This window comes from Marivirga sp. (assembly GCF_035704835.1).
Lineage (GTDB): Bacteria > Bacteroidota > Bacteroidia > Cytophagales > Cyclobacteriaceae > Marivirga.
This window is the reverse complement of the sequence record NZ_DASSWQ010000053.1, coordinates 47,581-67,929: the sequence shown is the minus strand read 5'-3', so window position 1 is coordinate 67,929 and position 20,349 is coordinate 47,581. Positions and strand designations below refer to the sequence as shown.

Genomic DNA, 20,349 nt, shown 5'->3' with positions numbered 1-20,349 from the left:
TAGTAGACAGATTTAATCCTTTCCTTTCGTTTTTAATTTTAGCTAATTTACAGAAATCTAAAATTGTACTTTAGCTTGATGGTGTAAATATATGAGTAGACGGCCGTGAGCCATAAGCCCACGGTGCGCCTCTCACACCACAGTACGTACGGGTCTCGTATACAGCGGTTCGTCAAGCATAATATAGCCGCTCTTTACACCACCTATACCTCGATTCTACTTTTGAGATAGGGCTAGCAGAGCCTCCCTACCGAATTTTCGAATTACCAGACGTTCCGTCCTTCATCATTTTGTAAGTCCTCCGTAGCTCTTACGGCTCGTTACCCATGACTACTATGACTTCTGCTGACTTCTTGGCTCATAGAAACCGAATCTATTCCAAGATCTCCCCAGGTATGGACATATTCCTTCCTCCGATTCCTGCGGCATCTACCTAATAGAGATTGTTGGTTACGGGCTTTGCAAAGATGTGCTTGCTCACCCTCTCTATCTGGCCTCCGTATGCCGTTCCTGTTTGTCAGTACCGGATTTTGTAGTCCCGCTTTTTTCCCTGCATTCCTCACGGAAAACCAGCTTGCGGCTTACTAACAGGCTTCACCAACTTGCCTGTAAGGGACTTGCACCCTCTGGAATAATCTGGTATCTTCGATACCAGATGTGCCCATACTGGGCACACACACTAGGCTATAGCCAATGTGGGCTGTGCGTTAAAAATGAGTATTTTAGCATTTATCAAAGTTTCGTGCGGGCGGACAGCGAATTGCTCCGAAATCCCGCACTACGCTTATACTTAACGCTGCCATACATTACCAATTAATACTAGTAAAAAGACTTATCGCAATTATAATAGCTCTAAATGGAAAATCGTTTATTAACAAAACCTGCTAAAAATCTGATAATTCCATGAAACAAACAACCTTACTACTATCAATCATTTACCTTTTAGTCTCCTGCACAGAAAGAGAAATCCAACAAATTGACTTTTTAACAGACTATAAATACACTTATGAGATAGAGGAGCAAATATTAAATGATACCATTCCATGGAAATATCAAATCTCAGCAGCTGACTTTGCTAAAAAAGGCGATTATAAAAATGCCTTAATTCATTGGGATTTAGGGCTGCAAACCCAAAATAGGGGCTACACCAAAAACCAAATAGATTCCATCAACTCAAATTATTCTATTGTAAATGCTGCTGATTATATTATTAAAGAAGCTCAGAAAAATCAGGTAGTGATGATTAATGAAGCGCACCATAATTCCATGCACAGAGCTTTTACAAAATCATTACTTCAAAGACTATTCGATAATGGATACAAAAATTTGGGATTGGAAGCTTTAGATAATGGGGAGAATTTAGATTCAGCACTCAACAGTCGTGGATATCCTATTCAAAAGACTGGATATTACACGCAAGACCCTCAGTTTGGCAATTTAATAAGAGAGGCAATTGAGATTGGGTATGAAGTATTTGCCTATGAAAGAATTGGAACTGATTTTGGAAAAAACAGAGAAATCGAACAGGCAAAAAATATACAGAAAGTTATTGAATCCAGACCGAATGAAAAATTTCTAATTCATTGTGGATTTGATCATCTGATGGAAGGAAATTATAGTGGATGGGAAAAAGCGATGGCAGGAAGACTTACAGAATATGCCGGAATAGATCCATTGACTATTAATCAAGATGAATATAGCGAAAGAAGTAAAACTGAATTTAATCATCCTCTTCTGAAGGCACTTGATATCAACGAACCTTGCATTTTGATAGATGAATATAATAATCCTTTAAAGTATAAACGAGACGAAGCTTGGGCAGACATTGCAGTTTTGCATCCAAATACTAAATATGATGATACCAGACCTAATTGGTTATTTGAAAATGGAAACAAAAACATTTCACTTAAATTAAATGATATTCCAATTGAGTTTCCGGTTATGGTTTTGGCTTTCAAAAAAGGAGAAGATATTAATGTAGCGATTCCTATTGACATAACAGAAATAGAAAATAAAAAAGAAAGCTGCCATCTTGCTTTAAAAGAGGGGACTTACGAAATTGTAGTGACCAATAAAAGCAAATCATTCAAATTTGAAAAAACAGTAAATTAGCTAATTCAACTATGCTTAAACTAAAACTATCTATTCTAATTCTCTTTTTTTGCTCTAATTTGTTCGGGCAGAAAATAGAAAAGGTATATCTCGATAAAAGCGACTCTTCTAAAAATTGCTACACCATAATGTACCCTGAAGAGCAAGATTTGAAAGGATATATTGTAATTCTTCCAGGCTTTGGGCAAAATGCGGAACGAGTTTTAGAACAAACCGATTTACCAAAATTAACTGCCCAAAATGGGTTGCTTACCATTATCCCAACTTTGCAAGATGGTATATTCTCTTTTGGTGTGGATAATTCAAGCCAAGAGTCACTGGATAATATAATTAAGGATATTAAAAGCAAACACCATCTTGAAGAACAAAATTTTTATTTAGGAGGATTCTCAATTGGAGGAAGTGCAGCTATTAAGTATGCACAAAATGCACGAGTAAAACCCAAGGCAGTTTTCGGAATTGACCCACCTCTAGATTTTGAGCGATTCTATAATTCTAGCAAAAGAGATATTAGACTTTCCGTAAACAAAGAACCCAGTCAGGAAAATGTTTATATGGTAAAAAGAATAGAGGAAGTATTCGGTGGAACACCAGAAACAACATTATCCAATTTCCATAAAATTTCTCCATACTCTTTTTCGGATACCACTCAATCGGCAGTTAAAAAATTTGGAAATATACCTTTGAGAATTTATTCTGAACCGGATGTTCAATGGTGGCTACAAGAAAGAGATGCAGATTTTACAAGTATGAATGTTACTGAATGTTCAGCTATGATTAACGAGCTCAATAGGCTAGGTAACGATAAAGCGGAACTTATCCTAACGGAAAACAAAGGTTATAGGAAACCATATAATTCAAGACACCCACACTCCTGGAGCATAGTTGATAATGATGATCTGATTAAATGGTTGTTGAAGCAAAATTGATTTATTAGAATCAGTCACAATTCATAATAAATAATCCCTTAACTACTCAATATTTTTTGCAGACATTACATTAAAATATTGAATGATGCTTATGGGTTTTCCAGTTTCAGTAAAACCTTCCACTTCAATTTGAAATTCACCTTCCAAATCATTTGTCATAAACTCAACATTTAAACTATCATTTTCTACATTATTAAAAGGGGACCATAATAGCTGATCATTTCTCAACGGAATATTATCCTTCATAATTTCTGACTTTTGAGATGCTGTAAATCTACTTAAAGGCTTTATTTCTACCTTTTCAGCATTGTTAGGTTTAAAATCAGATAAATTAGAATCGAAAGAAATAAATTCCACTACACCATTAAAAACTTTATCATAAACAAATATTAAATCTCTTCGCGTTCGAATGGCTTTGATTTTTAATGGATTTATTTCTAAGATTTGCTTGGAAGAAACAGGTATACCATCTAATAATATCAAGGAAGTAGTAGACAAAGATTCTTGACCACCAACCTGTGTTATTTTTATTTCGTCATTACGTACTCTTACTCCGAGAACATATTCGATTAAATGCTCTTCTATTGTTCTAAATTTCTTGTAATTCTCTAAAACATATTCGTATTCAAAATTTATTAATGTTTTATCCCACGGAACGTAACTAAAATTTAAGCTGTCCTCAAGCTGTGATTGATAAATATCTTGAATTTGTACATTGATGCTTCTTTCCTCTATTTCTTTTAGCTCTTCTTCAGTAAGACTTACTTCTGCGTAATCAAAGTCTAATTCTGAGCCTATAAATTGTGGTTTTAATTCATAAGAAAATGTTTGATCATTCTCAAAAAGACCTATGTACGCATTTGAATTCCTACTTGGCGCTACAAAATGAAGGAGGAAATTTCCTTCTTTATTTACCTCACTACTCACGATTTGATAGTTTTTCCCTGCAAATGATAAAAATACAGACTCGATACTATCTCTATTTTCACCGATTACTTTTCCTTCTAATAATTCATTTCTCGATTCTGGCAATAATTTTATCTGGTTGAAATCTGCTCTTTCAAATAGGTAGTTATTCTCTTTGCTATTATTAAAAAGAGGCTTTATATTGAATGCGACTTCATTATTTACAGAATGGAATGGACTTCTTTCGCTATGTTCATAACTTTTTTTTACGGATACTGAATACGTTCCTTGTGGAATTGGAAATGAAAGTGAAACATTGGTTCTCGTATCGAATTTTTCAGAAATAGTTTCTTTTTCCTGTAAGCTTTCCTTTTCATTTATATACCAAGCCTGATCAATCAGAGTATTATGATAGAACAATTCAAGTAATATGAATCCTGTAGGTATTTCATTATTTCGGATTGCAAAAGAATTTCCAGTTCTTAAATTATAGCTAGAAATAATTTCTTGACCGGTTCCAACTTTTAATTGGTAGTCCTCATTTGAATTTCTGTTTGAAACTATTTCTATTTCATGACGATTTGGAAAGTCATTTACCTTTAAAAAACTTTTATCTTTAGCTATGACAATTATATTACTGAAATACCTTCTACCACTTGAATCTGCTAATATTATTCTGTAATCTTTTTCGGACTCTGGTGTAAATGTAAAATGATCAATACCACTTTCGTCAAATGAAAGTGATTGTAGAATTTCTCCATTTCCATCAACTAGATCAGCTGAGTATGCGGTAAATGATTCTACATTTAATAGTTTGACATTTATCTCGTTTTCAATACCAATAATGATCTCATTTTTATCAAACTTGCTTATTGCTTCTACTGTGGGCTCTAAAATTATAGATTCCTGCTGTTTTTCTTCTGGTCGTTTATATGGATTAATGATAGTGATGGGGACAGTTAAGAAATCATTGAAATTTCGCATCCACCTGGTGTAGGCTACTAAATTGTAGTTTCCAGATGGAATAGAAGAATTTATAAAAAATGATCCGGCTCCTAAACCATCTACTAATGCAACTTTTTGTTGATCTTCAATTCCATTTTCTCCAATAATTTCAACATAAAGTATTCGGCTGTTGTCAGTCAGTTTCTTGGTTAAATCACTGCGTAAAAAAGCGGAAAATAATAAGCGCTCACCAGAAACTAAAAATCGTTTATTAGTATGCAAATACAAAGATTCTCTTAAATCCTTTTTTTGACCAATTGCTACTAGAGGTAAAAGTATTAAGATCAAAAAGTATAATGTAGATTTCAAGTTATTCTGCTTCATCAATCCAAAATTCAGGTTTTTCACTATCGGCATACCAGGTACAGTCAGAACAGCCTCTACTACTAAGGCGAATTTCTTCATCATTTATTGGAATAGAAACAACACTTATTATTCTATAAAAACCTTGATCCATATAGTATGAAAGGCTGTCGTTGGAAACAGTCATTATTTCATCAATTCCACAGAAATATCTGAAGTCAGGTACTTCGAAATTTTCTCCATAATCTTCTGGATCAAAAAATGCTCTTTTTCTACTTACTCCTGCGACTTCAAAGTTTCCCAATACCAACTCTTCTTCATCAGATAGACTTTTGATATTACCTCTTACACTACCAAGTTGCTGGTCGAAAAGGGTTCCGGTATCCTCATCCAATTTCTTTATTCTTTGGTAATAATTATAATCATCCGCACTTATTGCGTATTGTGTAACTTCAATTGAATATCTGTTTCTTAAATAATCTGATGTATTACGGTTCGGACCTAATGCCACAAAATTAACGGGAACTTCCGTTAACTGATTATTAGCATTTGAATTTGTATTCCCCAAAATTATTTCATCTGAATAATTTGTTTGATAACATACATCTATTTTATTTTCCCTTAAGAAATAATCACCAGTTTGTGGATTGTAATCAAATTGTGACTTGAATGGTGTTATAACTTTAAAGGTCTCTGACCATTCATATCTAAAATAAATTTGCTCTTCATTTTCTGGTTTTGAATCGATATAGAATTGAACACCTGGAGCAGTTCTATTTAAATCAGTAAGAAGTTTGAACGTAAGTTCTGGATATATTGAACCTATAGATGGAGAGCTTATTAACTCTGTTTCAGTAGATATATATTCATTTCCATCTATGGTTGAGATTTGAAGCGTATAAGATTTTCCTGGCATAGCACGAAACGCTATTTCGGACACATAATTTCCATTCGATGTTTCTATATAACTATAAATGTTTCCATCAGAATCTAGAATTGAAACCTGAGCGCCACTTACTGGAGGACTACTATTTTCATCATCAGAATTTATCGGTGAAGTATAGGTCAATCTAACATGATGTTGTTTTAATTCATCAGTTAGAATGCCATCTACAACTAGAAGCTTGTCGTATGTTAAGCCAGTCAATTCAAATTCATTTATACAAGAAAAACTAACGCCCACCAATATCAATAGGCTTAATAATTTTATTTTCATAAAAACCGTAAATTAAAGGTTAATGTAGGGATAGGACGATTGAATACAGAAAGTTCATATCCTTGCAATTCATTGTTCTGATAGTCAAAATAAACAGAATAAATGTTATCTCTTCCCAATAAGTTATAGATAGATAATGACCAAGATGAATGAAGGTTTTTGGTTAATTTGTGACCTTCCTCCAAATTAATACCAAAATCAATTCTAAAGTAATCAGGTATTCTAAATGCATTTCTATTTCCATAATGAATCACTTTTTTGCCTCGATAAGTATATTCTCCTGTTGGGTATGTGATAGGCCTACCTGTTTTATAGGATCCGTTCATTGATAAACTAACACGTTGCGTTAATTTATAGTTTGCTACTAAATTGACAGCATGGGGTTGATCATAATTCGTTCTGAAATACTGACCTTGATTAATGGTTTCTTCAACAAAATCACCATCTAGTTTGATAAAGGCTCTTGAGTATGTATAATTAAACCACCCATTTAGATCGCCAGATTTTTTTATAGAAAATTCTGCTCCATAAGATCTTCCAGGACCTTGAAGTACGACTTGCTCCACATTTTCATTTAATATAAAGTTTGAACCGGTTTTAAAATCAATAAGGTTTTGCATGAACTTATAGTAGAGGTCAATGCTGGTTTCATATTTATTGTCATCTAAGTTTTTATAAAAACCTATTGCAAACTGATTTGAAATCTGTGGCTTGATGTAAGTGTTTGATAATACCCAAATGTCCGTTGGTGAAAGCGAAGCAGAGTTGGATAAACTATGAATATATTGTGTGGTTTTATTAAAAGAGGCTTTGAAAGAATTTTTTTTATTCAGAAGATAACTAAGCGATAGCCTGTAATCTAATTCCCAATAATCTTTAACAATTTCATTTGGACCATAACTGATAGAATCGATAATATTATCAGAATTATAAAGTGCATCATCTAAATAAATGGGGACATTTCGTGCGCCAAGCATCATAAAATTAGAGAATCTTAAGCCTAAATCTAATTTTAAACTTTTAACTGGTGAATAAGTAGAACTTGCGAATAATGCAGATTCTATCCCCTTATCACTTTGGATATTAACGGCTGATACTTCGGAACTATCATTCAGTGCAGTTTTGGTTCCAGGATTAATATTGTAAAGTTTTGATTCTAGACCAAATTTGAAATTACCATTGCTTTTATAATAGTGAGAAAAAGTGAATTTTGTGTTAAGTTCTTGCAAACCATATGTTTGTTCAAACGCATTTACGTCAGACTCTGCGTTTTGCAATTGATAGTTGTAACCTGTATAACCTACCCTAAATTCAGATTCGTTATACTCATCAAATGTATGATTCCATTTAACAGATGCTAAATTGTTTTGGTATCGGAAATCAGAGAAGTTTAATAATGTATCCGTTGCAATATTAAAGTAATCATTACTATTATATAATGACAATTTAACAGAATTATCTTTATCTAATTGATGAGCATAAACCGCACTAAAATCACTAAATGAAACCCGGTTTTGATTAAATTGAACATTTTGTAATCTCTTCAAAATCCAGTTGGAGTAAGTTGCTCTGAAACCTAGCATAAGCCCTGCCTTGTTTTCAATTATTGGGATTTCGGTTTTGAGTTTAGCAGTGATAGGAGAAACACCAAGTTCAAAATTAAAATCTTTCATGCTCGGTGTCTTCGTATTTATATCAAAAATGGATGACAATCTACCCCCAAATTCAGCAGGAATACTGCTTGTATAAATATCTAATGATTGAAGAAGATCACTATTAAATGCTGAGAAGAATCCAAAGAAATGATTGATGTTGTAAACCGTATTCCCATCGTAAAGTATTAAATTTTGATCTGATTTCCCGCCCCTCACATTAAAACCAGCTGCGGCTTCTCCACTTTTCTGAATTCCGGGATAAGTGGTCGCAACATTAATAATATCCTTTTCTCCGAGAATAACAGGCACGTTTTTAACATCTTCAATATTCATTTTATTTACCCCCATCATCGGGTCAGAAACGTTTCTTCTCATTCCACCTAGAACCGAAACCTCATTAAGCGTAATAATATCGTCACTCATTACAAAATCGAGTTGACCATCTGAATATACTACCACGCTGGCGTTAACAGGTATGTATCCCATTCTTTGTACTCTTAATGAAACTTTTCCGGAAGACACAGAAAGTAAAAAATTACCTGAATCATCACTTGTTGTGCTTGAATTCATGTCTTTCGTATAGATGATAGCATCTTTAATTGGATTATTATAGATATCAGTTACTTTTCCAGAAATGAGGGACTTTGTATTTTCTTTAAAATTTGCTTGTTTACCAACCGTTATTACTCGACCTCTATAAAGGGAGTCACTTTTAATAACATAATCATTTTTGAACATCAAGCCGGCAGGAGGGACACCTTGTTCGTCTGCTTTAATGGCTTCTTCTATTAATGGAAATTTGGAAACGATTTTTTTGTCAGAAGTAATGTAAATCCCAGACGCATCAATGAAGCTGAATAACTCTAAAGGCGTTAAAACAACGGATAGTACCTGTTCTATTGAAGCATTTTGAAGGTCTGCAGTGGTATACTTTCCTTCTAGCCAGTTTGTTTTGTAATAAATTTGAAAGCCAGATTTGTCCTCTATTTGTTTTAAGGCATTGACTGTAAGTAAGCTGTCAAATTTAAAATTATATTTTTGATCAGGGACTTGTGCCTTTAATATTTCTAAAGTTGAAATAAACACAAGGAGTAGAAGTAAAACTTTTTTCATAATTGATTGGTAATACTAGCTAAGATTTGTAGCTTATTTTTAGATGCTTTTCTTAAAAACAAAATACCTTCATTTCTAAAGAAAGATGAAAGATCTTTTTTGTTTTCAGGGAAAAGCTTTTTAAGGTCTCTTTTCCTTTTTATTCTGTAATAGTTGTTATTTTTAACATCTTCCAGCCAAATTTCTTGTCCATCATAATATTGGCTTACGCCATTTTGTATTCGCAGCTTTCTAAAGTTGAAATAATAAAGGCTGGTTTGCCGACCTTTGTAAATAACCTCCAGAAACTTAGATTTTTCACCTTCAATTTTTGGAACCTCATGTCTTTCATACACGATGTCATTAAATTTAAACCAATCTATCTGGCTCTTATTCAGTTTTATAGGATAAAAAGTACTAGTATTTTTTGTAAATAAGCGGTTTTCGTATAAATCGAAAAGTAATTGAGTGTTTTGGAAAACTTCATTCCTGTATTGCACATCGCCCCGGAACCACCTACCTCTATTAATGAAAGGGGATGTTTTTTTAGCTTTGACAACTATTTTCTCTCCAACTCCAACGGTAATTGCATTTTTTTCATCTCCAATTTGAGAATCAAACCAAAGCTTGTTATTTTCTGAAATTTGCAAACCATCAGTAGAAATTTGACAAAAGCAATTCGTAGAAAAGAATATTAAAATTAGAATTTTGTACTTCATAGTCTGTTTAACACTAATTCATAAAATTGATAAATAACTTTATATGTAATTTCACAAAACCGTTAAATCTTACAAACAAATACATCAGCGGATTAATATCAATATAAAGAACACATACTTTAGTTCAATTCTTGAGATTTGAATTAAATCAGATAAAGTAAACAAAACACAGGGCTTTTGGATTCACATCTTTTTTCACAGGAAATATAATAGCTGGTATTTTTACTTTTTTCGTTTCAACCTCACATAGACAATCTTCAAATTATTTTTGTGCCCAACTCTTTCCTCAATTTCAAAGTCGTTAATAGATTTGATAAGAGGAGTTAGTTTTGCAAACCCATAATTTCTAGAATCAAAATTAGGTTGTTTCTTTTGGAGCAAGTTTCCGACATCTCCTAAAAATGCCCATCCATCATCATCCGCCAGATCAGAAATAGTGCTGGCAATTAATTTGATGTCTTTCGGAGTGACTTTATCGACTGCGGGTTTTGACTTTGATTTTGTGTCTTCTCTTTCCTCGGTTTGATTATTCAGAATTTCTATATAAATAAATTTATCACACGCCACTATAAAAGGATTGGGGGTTTTCTTTTCTCCTATTCCATATACTTTCATACCAGCTTCCCGAAGCCGGGTGGCTAAACGTGTAAAATCACTGTCGCTCGAAACCAGACAGAAACCGTGGACTTTCTCGGAGTATAAAATATCCATTGCATCAATAATCATGGCTGAATCAGTAGCATTTTTCCCAGTGGTATAGCCGTATTGTTGAATAGGAGTGATGGCATTTTCAAGCAATAGATTTTTCCATTTACTGAGATTGGGTTTAGTCCAATCTCCATAAATTCTTTTGATAGTGGGATTTCCATATTTGGCTATCTCTTCCATCATTTCCTTCACATTGGCAGAGGGAATATTATCGCCATCAATTAATACTGCTAAATTTATCTCCATTTTTAGTGTTGTTTTACTGATTGCTGCAATTTCGGGTTATTTTTGTGAAAAGCGATACTCTCTAGTTAAAGTTTTAATGCTTCACCCTCAATCCTTCCCCAAAGGAAAAGGTTGATTGTTTTTAAACAAGCCTAACAATCCCAAGAGGGGTCCAATTGCCAAAATGACATATAAAAAGACTGGATTAATTTCTAATCGGAGGATATTTAAAAGCTGAATACTGATAATGGTAACGGTAAAACCAATGGAATTGACAATCGTCAATGCGGTGCCTTTTGCTTCTGCAGGTGCATGAGTGGCAACTAAAGTTGAAAAAAGTGGAGAATCAGCTATTACTACTATTCCCCAAAAAATCAAGAATACAATAAATATTTCTACAGGAGCGTAAAAGAATATCAATGGAGATATTACACAGCATAAGCCTGAGAGGAAAAGGAAGGTGCCAGCGGTTTTTTTTGGTCCATATATTTCTGAAATATAACCACCGGCTATACAAGACAAGCTTCCAATTCCTATTATGATAAATGATAAAAGCGGAATATTAAATTCTGCAATAGAATGAAGTTCTTGATACGATATTAAAACTACAGGAGCAAATGCCCAAAAAGCGTATAATTCCCACATATGGCCAAAATAACCAAAAGCAGATGCCCTAAATTCCTTTTTCTTGAAAACTTGGAAGAAAGCTGAAAAATTAGGTTTTGAGCTTCTCTTCTGAAAAGGACCATCAGGGACCAAGACTAACAATAAGATTCCGCCTATACTTGCTAAAGCAGAAGTGATATAGATAACCAAGTGCCAATCTATATTTTGGGTTATTTGTTTCAGAAGATGTGGAAAGGCGGTTCCTAAAACCAAAGCGCCCACCAAAAACCCCAAAGATTTACCCAAGCCTTTTTCAAAATAATCAGATGCTATTTTCATGCCTACAGGATAAATACCAGCTAGGAAAAAACCAGTTGCAAAACGGAAACTGATCAAGCTCCATAACGTATTTCCTTCCCAAACTGCTCCTAGATTAAAAGCTGCTCCAATCATGGCACAAAAGAAAAAAACTTTGGAAGGAGAAAACCTATCTGCTATAGATAGAATGGCAAAAACCAAAGTTCCGATAATAAACCCAAACTGAACAGCGGAAGTCAAACTGCCTAAAGCAGTGGGTGCCAAACTAAAATCGAAAAGCAAATTAGGCATCACTGCATTTCCAGCGAACCAAAGTGAGGTACAGCAAAATTGAGAAAATACGATGATGGGAAGAATTCGGGAAGGTGGGTTCATGAAATTTCTAATACATTTTGAACCTTAAAGATATTATTTACTTTCGCTTAAATCTATTTGAACTGAATCTGTTACTAATTCAACATCAGATAATTCACCACCTGACAAATATAATTTTACCTGAAAGCTATATTTTCCAGATTTAATTGGTGGTTCAATTGGATGTAAAAGTAAGTAATCTGGGAATGGAGAATTAATCTCTAGATAATCATTTATAGTTCCCATGAAGTTATCAGTAATTATATTAAACTTATTTGTTATATCATCTTCTTCGGCATATCCTAATGCATATATCTCAATTGATTGTATAGAATCTGCTGCTTGAAATACAGGTGAACAAGCATAAGCTGCAGACAATCCAAAACTGGCATTCTTTTCATTTATTGCTTGTTTTGTAGAAACGGTAAAGAGTGTTATACCTAATTCATTGAAATCAATGGTAGAATTCACTGGTAATTCCATATAAGAATCAGGATCTTGATTGTTATCAATTTTTTGAACAAGAGACACATCTAAGTCTTCAATGAAAAATTTACCTCCTAAATCGCCACAATCATCCGTATCACAGGAGTTAAGTGAAAATAAAATTGGTGCAATTAGTAAAACAAGCAGGCTGAATGACTTTTTATGCATGAATACTTTTTAGTTTTATGAAGGTAATACTAAAGTTTAATTCCACCAAAGGTTCATCTATGACTTTAGATATGATAAAAATTTTAAAATCCTTCCACCATTTTCTCGCTTTCTTCCCAAAGTCTATTTCTTGCAGCTTTACTATTGGCTATGGGCGAGGCTTTCTTTATTTTCTTATCCTTAAAATATTCTCCATTTTTATCTGTTGCCAAATCATTAGTTGCCAAATATATGGAAGTGGAGGCACCTTCACGTGTGGTTTTCATAAAGGGTTTTCCCAATTTCCACATCAATTTGAAAAAGCCGGGCAATGAATCTCCGAAACCAGAATCAATTACTCCTGGGTGAAGTGCGTAAGAGGTTAGTCCTTTATCAGCTAATGATTTTGTGAAAAGGACATTGTATAATTTGGCATTTCCATAGCCTATAATTGTGGAATATTTTTTCTTTAAATTCAAATCAGACCAGTTAGGATTTCCTGCTCTGTGAGCTTCAGAGCTGACATTAATGACTTTAGTATCACTTTTCTCCAACAGAGGCATCAATATTTTGGTGAGTAAAAAATGACCTAAGTGGTTTACTGCAAAATGTAATTCAAAGCCATCTTTGCTTTCCAATCGCTCATTGAAAGTGCCCCCAGCATTATTGATGAGTACGTCCAATTGATTGGTTTTTTGCAATAATTCTTCTCCAGCTTTTCTAACAGATTTAAGGTCAGCCAAATCGCAATGGATAATAATAACATTTTCTCTTTTGTTCCAATTGGTGATAACCTCTTGAGCTTTTTCAGTGTTGCGGACCAAAAAGATCAAACGATGTCCTTTTTCTAACAATGCTTCCGATGTGGCCAATCCAATTCCTGAAGTGGCTCCTGTAATGGCGATGGTTTTTGATTTGCTCATATTAATACTCCAACTTATTTTTCGAGAAATGGTTGAAGAATTTTTAGGCTGTATTTTTATTTTACTTTCTGAAAGTAGTTATCGGGACCATCCAGAGGAGAACCATTAAAAAGCATAAAATCTTCGTAAAAATAGATGGTTCCGAACGTATTTGAAATCAATTCTTCTGTTTCCAGATGAAGGCTTTCCTCGTTTTGGTCGTTAAATTCCCAATACTGTGTTTGCTCAAGCGTACTATTTTTAAAAACCTTCACGCTATCCTGCTCAAATTGTAAAACAAAAAAGTCTTCTTCTACTGATTTCCAACCTCTGTTTTCTGACATCGGACAGCAATAGGTGTATATTAGCATCCATCTACCTTGTAAGTGTTCTTTTGCAGTTTCTTTCGTCCAGTTTGCAGCTTCATGGTTTTCGTAAAATTTTGAATTATCAAAAGGGAAGTCTACCTCTTCTTGTTTGTTGCATGCAGAAACAATCAGAGATAATAAAAAAAGGAGGATAAAGTTCTTCACAGTATTTAGCGGTTTGGTTCATTTGTAAACTATAGACACTTTAATATTAGAAAAGGTTGACTTGGGGAAGTTTATAAGTTTTTTATTGTTTTCTTAAGATAGTAAAGGAACATTTGAATGGACGTGGAGTTTGTTCTTTAAACATTTAGAAGATTTTAGTAATTTAAATAATGATTATAATTATCGGAGCAGGATTGTCAGGATTGGTGACAGCATATAGACTTAAGCAGGCAAAAATACCATTCTTAATACTAGAAGCTAAAGACAGGACTGGAGGCAGAATTTTTACGAAAACGACAGATAATCAAACTCCGATTGAAATGGGAGCAACTTGGTTCGGAAAACAACATCAAAATCTTATTGGGTTACTCAATGAACTCAAAGTAACTGCTTTTCCTCAGTATCAAGGTGACTATTATTATTACGATGATCCTGATTCCCCACATCATGGCAAATATAAGCTCCCACCTCAAGAAGTCAATTATCGTATTGAAGGTGGCAGCAAAAATTTGATAAATAAATTATTTGAAAAACTAGAGAAAGACGATATTCGCTTTAGTTCAAGAGTTGAAGAAATAAGAAAGGAAAAAAAAGAATTAATAATTAAAACAGAGAATAATAATGAATTTGTGTCAGAGCAAATAATACTGGCGGTACCACCCAAAATATGGGCTCATCAAATCACTTTCATTCCATCTCTTCCCCAGGATTTATTGCAAATTGCCAAAAATACGCAAACCTGGATGGAAGATTCCATAAAAGCAGCCGTAGAATTTGAAAAGCCTTTTTGGAGGGAAAACAGTCAACCAGCTACTATCATGAGTAATTCTGAACCTTTTACCGAATGCTATGATCATACTAATCAGAAAGAAGATAAGTTTGCATTATGTGGGTTTTTAAATCCAGGACTTAAAAATATAGAAGCGCCAAAAAGAAAAGATCTTGTACTTAAACAACTAGCAAATATACTAGGAGAGCAGGCACTTCATGGTACAAGCTATCATGAATATATTTGGTCAGAAGATGATTATGTCAAATGGCCAAAAGATAGTTTCATGCATCCACATCAAAACAATGGACATCCTATTTTCAGACAGTGCTTTTTAAATAATCAATTAATAATAGCCAGTTCAGAAAGTGCTGCTACTTTCCCTGGCTATATGGATGGAGCAGTTGAAGCAGGAGAAAGAGCTTTTGATGTAGTAAATCAAAATTTTGAAAGGCTTAAAGGTCATTAGTTAAAATTATACGATAAGCGTAACTTAGTTTGGTTATTACAAGTATGCGCTATAAATAAAACTTCGGGTTAAAAGAAGCTAGTAATTGTTAGGGTTGAATTCTGAATCAAAAGAAAAACCAATCGTTATGATCCAAAATCAACCTCATGCCTAAATGACCTGGAAATATTCAGCCATTCATCTCCAACTTTTACTTTGTCTTTTTGAAAAGCACGTATTTTATCTTGATTGACAATGAATGAGCGGTGGATTTGAGTAAAGTTTTCAGGTAATTGCTCCAAAATAGATTTTAAAGTCATTTTACTGAGTAGCGGTTTATCCTCTTCAATTAAGAATCTTAAATAATCCCCTCTAGATTCAATATAAAGGATGTTTTCTAAAAGCACCCTCTGTTGTTGGCGATCAATAGAAATAAATAAATGCTTTGCACTCTGAGCGGACTCAGTGGTTTTGGTATCCATTTCATTTACTGATTTCAAAAAACGTTCGAATGAAATCGGTTTGAGCAGATAATCCAGTGCTTTCACCTCAAAAGCTTCTACTGCGTATTTTCGATGTGCGGTAATAAAAATCACTTTTGGTTGAACATGGTAACTTTTTATAAAAGTTAATCCATCCAGGCCAGGCATTTCAATATCTATAAATAATAAATCGACCGAATTTTTTTGTAGGAAATCCCGTACTTCCCAGGCATTGGTAAAAACTCCTTTTAACTCCAAAAAAGGAACTTTAGCGACATAATCGCTTATTAATTCTCGAGCTAGTGGCTCATCATCCGCTATGATACATTTCCATATCTTCATCTTACTGGAATATAAATCTCGATTTTAAATATGCCGTTCTCGTGAGTTTTATGTAATTCATAATTTTCTTTATAAATATAAGACAATTGACTTTCAATGTTTTTTAGACCTATGGCTTTTGGGTTGTGCTCTGTATGGATAAAATTATTAGAAAATTGAATTTTTAATTTATCATCTTTTTCCTGAAGTGAATAGTTGATGAACAATTTTTCAGTATTATTTTTCCCGCCATGCTTAAAGCAATTTTCCATTAAAGTAATCAAAAGTAAAGGAGGGAGTTTAATGAATTGCGTGTTTTGAATTTGAATATCTTTCTCAATAACTAATCTATCGCCAAAGCGAAAACTTTCCACATAAATGTAATCTTCCAGTGTGCTGATTTCATCGGATAAATTGATGAGGTCTTTTTTGCTATTTTCTAGAATGTACTCTAATAAAGCGCTGAGTCTTAAAATCAATTCAGGTGCTTTATCGGATTTTTTTAAAGACAAAGCATATAAATTATTCATGGTATTAAATAAAAAATGCGGATTTAGCTGACTTTTTAGAAACCTAAGCTCTGCCTCTGCCATATTTTTAAGAGCCTCGTTTTTTTCATTTTCTGTAGTTCTCCATTTTTCAATACTGCTGATGGCCACAAAAAGAAAGACAATCAAAAATAAAACTGTATTTAAAATGGCAATATCCCGAGTAGCAGGAGGCATCATTTTAAATTGATAATCTGCAATCACTATTAAAACCACTGTATTGATAAGTAGCGTCAAAAAAATGGCAGCAATAATAAGATAAATGACATAAAGCACAAATTTTAGCTTTTTGCCTTTCAGTAAATATGTAGGAATGAGATAATCAGAAATGAGATAAGCCGAAGCAATGGTAATGGGTAAATAAGTAAGGGATAGAAGCAGTGCCTCTATCCAATTATTGTCATAGCTGAGCAGGAAAGAGCAAAGCACAAAGGACAGGAGCCAAAAAACAATATGATAGAAATATTTCTGCTGCATTAGGAGGTAAATTTAAGCAACTTCAGAGGAGAAGCATTTATTATCGACTAATTACTGCTTTAGGTAGGCAGAATGCAAAATATACCTTCTGATGCTGGTTTTATGTTCTCTATCTTTATAGGACAGTCAATCATCGATAATTAAAAATAAGTAGCAGAAAAGGTGATAGCATTGTACATCACCAAAAAACAAAAATTATGAACTTTATTGAAATACACGTTGAGGGAGGAATTTTATTCATGGGAATATTATTGCTTCTTTTGGTTGCTGTCATTACAACTTCCGCTTTTGTAATCAAGCATAAAGAAGATATTGCAAAAGCCAGTAAATGGTTAAAAATATCTCAAGAGCTTGCACTCTTTGCACTGGTTTTCGGTATACTAGGTCAGTTAATTGGACTTTTAGATGCGTTTAGTGCTATTGAAAAAATGGGGGAAGTTTCTCAGGAAATTTTAGCTGGTGGATTAAAGGTATCTTCCTACACAACGGTTTACGGATTCTTTATTTTTCTTCTGGCGAGGCTATTTAAAATCGGTTTCAAGTTGTGGAAAGGATAAATTTTAGTTTGTTTAATGTAGTTGAAGTTAAAAAGCACGTGTTTCATTATACGTGCTTTTTTAGGTTATGGGATATTTTATCGATTAAAGCGCAGTTATCTCCATTTCCAATCGGACGCTTGAGAAAGTGAGTACTGTAGTAAGTAGAATTGCTAAGGTGGAAGTATCAGATTGTTTTATATTGCTAATGCTCCTCCAAAACGTCTTTCACCCTCCCCACTTCACCGGTCTCCAACATCACTTTTATGCCATGTGGATGAAAGGAAGATTTAGTCAAAATCTTTTTAACAAATCCAGCAGTTAAATCTCCAGTTCTCTGGTCTTGTTTTTGAACAATCTCTACCTCTTGACCAATTTTGATGTCATTTCTGTTTCTTCCGTCAGCCATATTAATTTCTTTTAATTTCTAAATTCAATTTAAGATTTAATGCTTAAAACTACTTTCTATGTTTCGTATTTTTTGTCATAAAATTAATTTTTACTTATCAAGTGTAGAGCATATTTGCATGGTGAGCTTAAACATAAAACAGGTACATTTTTCAGTTACACTTATGCTAATATTTATGTAATATTTTAAAATAATTGTGTAACAGGCAGTTTGGTTAAAAATTACAAATTTACACCACAATAACTCATTTACACTTTAAATAAAAAAACTATGAAAACCGAAGAAAAAAAAGAAAGCCCGAAAAGAAAGGAAAACCAACCACTTGATAAATTAAATCAAGGTTCTGGTAAAAAGGATAATCCAAATAAATCTGATAAGGATGAAAAGCAGCGCGAGGCGATTAAAAAAGATAAGGATAAAAAGGATTTGACGGCAAAGAAGACTAGTGGCAAATCTGAAGAAAAGAAATCAAAGTAATAATTAAAGAAGTTCCTTTTGCTAGCCTGTTATTCACCCGATTGAACTAAAGGTGAATTGAGGTATTCTCGGCTGAATTTAATTTGGTTACTAGATTTTGTGGAGGCCAGAAAGCAAAAGGATCATTTTTTATCAAATAACTCGTGATTAAAAAAAGTAGCATTCCCAATATTGCAAAGATTCGGTTCTGTTGGTGATTATACCTATCTGCAATTAGTTCACTATTTAAAAAGCTAAACCTGCGCCAGCTACAATCGACAGCAAATACGTATTAAAAGGATTATAATATTTTAAATTTAACCTCTAATTTAATTCCGAAGTATGAAAAAAAGTAGCAAAACGGATAAGCCCCGAAAAGTTTCTCAGGTAGTGGTAATTGGAACTTCAGCAGGCGGATTGGAGGCACTTAAAAAGCTACTTAGTCAACTTCCCAAAGACTTCCCTTTATCGGTTTTGATTGTCAGCCATATTTCTCCTGATGCTACTGGAAATATATTTTTAGATCAATTGAATAAATTAGATACCTTAAAATTTGAGCATGCTAAAAGCGGAAACGACTTGAAGCCCGCAATTGGATATTTGGCCCCATCAGATCATCACCTCTTGATAAGTAAAAACTGTAAAATGCTGATTACCAAAGGAGCTCACGAAAACAGGTCGCGGCCTGCGATTGACCCTTTATTTCGTTCTGCTGCGGTAGCTTTTGGGGCTGGTGTCATCGGCATTTTGCTAACAGGCTATCTTGATGATGGAACATCAGGAATGAAAGCGATTAAAAAATGTGGAGGTATTTGTATTGTTCAAGATCCGGAAGAAGCAGAGTATCCGGATATGCCAAGAAACGCTTTGAATAACATAAAGGTAGATTATTGCCTGCCTATAGCTGAAATGGGTTCATTGCTCAGTAAAATAATTCCAAAAAGATTATCCCAAATAGATAAGAAGGGGAATAAAGGTAAAAAAGCTATTCCAGATGATGTTTTAACGGAGGCTAAAATTGCTGAACGTGTGCTAAGTGATTTGTCCTCAGCAAATAAATTAGGAGATCAGGTTCCTTTTAACTGTCCGGGCTGTGGTGGAGTTTTATGGAAAGTAGGAAAGGATGATGATTTACGTTTTCGTTGTCATACTGGCCACGCTTATACTTCCGCTTTTCTGTTAGCCGAGCAAACCAATAAAATTGAAGAAACGATGTGGACGGCTCTTCGAATGTTTGAAGAAAATAAAAACCTGCTAACTGAAATGGTTCGTGGAAAACAAGGAGTTGGCTCCAAAACCGCTAAAGAAAGAGTCAAAACGACTCAAGTCCATATTGATCGAATTAGAGCGATTTTGAAAACAGGCGAAAATGTTGGAGGAGATGATATGCCTACCTGATAAAATTATGTTAATTGAAATTGGTCCAACTCTAAAAGCTCTAATAGCGCAAGAGTCCATTTGTGCCTGTGGGCAAACCCCCGTTCCCGCCATGCTCTGCATGGTGGTCAATCCACCGTAGGCACGCCTCTCGCATGTGTCTAGTCCACTCAGTTAGCATTGCACTACAAAATTTTAATTAAGCAAGAATTCACTTGTGCCTTTTGTCATTCAAATTAAACCAATTAAGTTTTTAATTCGACTTTCCTTTATTAATTTCATTTTTCAATTAATGTGGCTTCTTAAGGCT

Annotated in this window: 18 protein-coding genes; 6 read left to right on the top strand and 12 right to left on the bottom strand. The window is 33.9% G+C overall.

Annotated elements, in window-relative coordinates; genetic code table 11:
- The first annotated feature begins 903 nt into the window (after positions 1-903).
- Positions 904-2,112, top strand: a complete 1,209-nt coding sequence (locus tag VFM92_RS08675; protein WP_325121818.1) for a hypothetical protein — start codon at positions 904-906, stop codon at positions 2,110-2,112.
- Between the two features lie 11 nt (positions 2,113-2,123).
- Positions 2,124-3,041, top strand: a complete 918-nt coding sequence (locus VFM92_RS08670) for a hypothetical protein (RefSeq protein WP_325121817.1) — start codon at positions 2,124-2,126, stop codon at positions 3,039-3,041.
- A gap of 42 nt (positions 3,042-3,083) precedes the next feature.
- Here the strand turns inward: VFM92_RS08670 and VFM92_RS08665 are convergent, their stop codons facing one another.
- The 9 genes from VFM92_RS08665 to VFM92_RS08625 all read right to left on the bottom strand — a co-directional run bounded on the left by VFM92_RS08665 (position 3,084) and on the right by VFM92_RS08625 (position 14,216).
- Positions 3,084-5,360 (bottom strand): hypothetical protein, encoded by a 2,277-nt coding sequence (locus VFM92_RS08665; RefSeq protein ID WP_325121816.1) that lies wholly within the window; start codon positions 5,358-5,360, stop codon positions 3,084-3,086.
- Positions 5,263-6,471: a DUF4249 domain-containing protein gene (locus VFM92_RS08660; RefSeq protein ID WP_325121815.1), complete on the bottom strand. Its 1,209-nt coding sequence runs from the start codon at positions 6,469-6,471 to the stop codon at positions 5,263-5,265. Before VFM92_RS08660 ends, VFM92_RS08665 begins: the two co-directional genes overlap by 98 nt.
- Positions 6,468-9,239, bottom strand: a complete 2,772-nt coding sequence (locus tag VFM92_RS08655) for a TonB-dependent receptor (protein WP_325121814.1) — start codon at positions 9,237-9,239, stop codon at positions 6,468-6,470. Before VFM92_RS08655 ends, VFM92_RS08660 begins: the two co-directional genes overlap by 4 nt.
- Positions 9,236-9,937: a hypothetical protein gene (locus tag VFM92_RS08650; protein ID WP_325121813.1), complete on the bottom strand. Its 702-nt coding sequence runs from the start codon at positions 9,935-9,937 to the stop codon at positions 9,236-9,238. The genes VFM92_RS08655 and VFM92_RS08650 overlap by 4 nt, the downstream gene beginning before the upstream one ends.
- A gap of 222 nt (positions 9,938-10,159) precedes the next feature.
- The gene (locus tag VFM92_RS08645) at positions 10,160-10,891 is read right to left on the bottom strand and encodes an NYN domain-containing protein (protein WP_325121812.1); all 732 of its coding nucleotides are present in this window, start codon (positions 10,889-10,891) and stop codon (positions 10,160-10,162) included.
- Positions 10,892-10,978: 87 nt separating this feature from the next.
- Positions 10,979-12,169 carry an MFS transporter gene (locus VFM92_RS08640; RefSeq protein WP_325121811.1) on the bottom strand — a complete coding sequence of 397 codons (1,191 nt, stop codon included), beginning with the start codon at positions 12,167-12,169 and terminating at the stop codon, positions 10,979-10,981.
- Positions 12,170-12,202: 33 nt separating this feature from the next.
- Positions 12,203-12,802 carry a hypothetical protein gene (locus VFM92_RS08635; RefSeq protein ID WP_325121810.1) on the bottom strand — a complete coding sequence of 200 codons (600 nt, stop codon included), beginning with the start codon at positions 12,800-12,802 and terminating at the stop codon, positions 12,203-12,205.
- 83 nt (positions 12,803-12,885) lie between these two features.
- Entirely contained in the window at positions 12,886-13,704 is an 819-nt protein-coding gene (locus tag VFM92_RS08630; protein ID WP_325121809.1) for an SDR family oxidoreductase, read from the bottom strand.
- 56 nt (positions 13,705-13,760) lie between these two features.
- Entirely contained in the window at positions 13,761-14,216 is a 456-nt protein-coding gene (locus tag VFM92_RS08625) for a hypothetical protein (RefSeq protein ID WP_325121808.1), read from the bottom strand.
- A gap of 170 nt (positions 14,217-14,386) precedes the next feature.
- Between VFM92_RS08625 and VFM92_RS08620 the strand changes: the two genes are divergently transcribed.
- A complete protein-coding gene (locus tag VFM92_RS08620; RefSeq protein ID WP_325121807.1) occupies positions 14,387-15,454 on the top strand; it encodes an NAD(P)/FAD-dependent oxidoreductase in 1,068 nt (355 codons plus the stop codon).
- Between the two features lie 125 nt (positions 15,455-15,579).
- On the opposite strand, the gene VFM92_RS08615 is transcribed toward VFM92_RS08620, so the two are convergent.
- Positions 15,580-16,257, bottom strand: coding sequence for a LytTR family DNA-binding domain-containing protein (locus tag VFM92_RS08615; protein ID WP_325121806.1), 678 nt, complete (start codon positions 16,255-16,257; stop codon positions 15,580-15,582).
- Entirely contained in the window at positions 16,254-17,261 is a 1,008-nt protein-coding gene (locus tag VFM92_RS08610; protein WP_325121805.1) for a sensor histidine kinase, read from the bottom strand. The genes VFM92_RS08615 and VFM92_RS08610 overlap by 4 nt, the downstream gene beginning before the upstream one ends.
- A gap of 197 nt (positions 17,262-17,458) precedes the next feature.
- Here VFM92_RS08610 and VFM92_RS08605 point away from each other — a divergent pair, with 197 nt between their 5' ends.
- On the top strand, positions 17,459-17,818 hold the full coding sequence (locus tag VFM92_RS08605; RefSeq protein ID WP_325121804.1) for a MotA/TolQ/ExbB proton channel family protein: 360 nt from the start codon (positions 17,459-17,461) through the stop codon (positions 17,816-17,818).
- Between the two features lie 184 nt (positions 17,819-18,002).
- Here VFM92_RS08605 and VFM92_RS08600 read toward each other — a convergent pair whose 3' ends face one another.
- Positions 18,003-18,206 (bottom strand): YwbE family protein, encoded by a 204-nt coding sequence (locus tag VFM92_RS08600; protein ID WP_325121803.1) that lies wholly within the window; start codon positions 18,204-18,206, stop codon positions 18,003-18,005.
- 270 nt (positions 18,207-18,476) lie between these two features.
- Here VFM92_RS08600 and VFM92_RS08595 point away from each other — a divergent pair, with 270 nt between their 5' ends.
- Both VFM92_RS08595 and VFM92_RS08590 read left to right on the top strand, forming a co-directional pair.
- The gene (locus VFM92_RS08595; RefSeq protein WP_325121802.1) at positions 18,477-18,683 is read left to right on the top strand and encodes a hypothetical protein; all 207 of its coding nucleotides are present in this window, start codon (positions 18,477-18,479) and stop codon (positions 18,681-18,683) included.
- A 321-nt stretch (positions 18,684-19,004) separates the two neighbouring features.
- The gene (locus VFM92_RS08590; RefSeq protein ID WP_325121801.1) at positions 19,005-20,060 is read left to right on the top strand and encodes a chemotaxis protein CheB; all 1,056 of its coding nucleotides are present in this window, start codon (positions 19,005-19,007) and stop codon (positions 20,058-20,060) included.
- Positions 20,061-20,349: the final 289 nt, after the last annotated feature.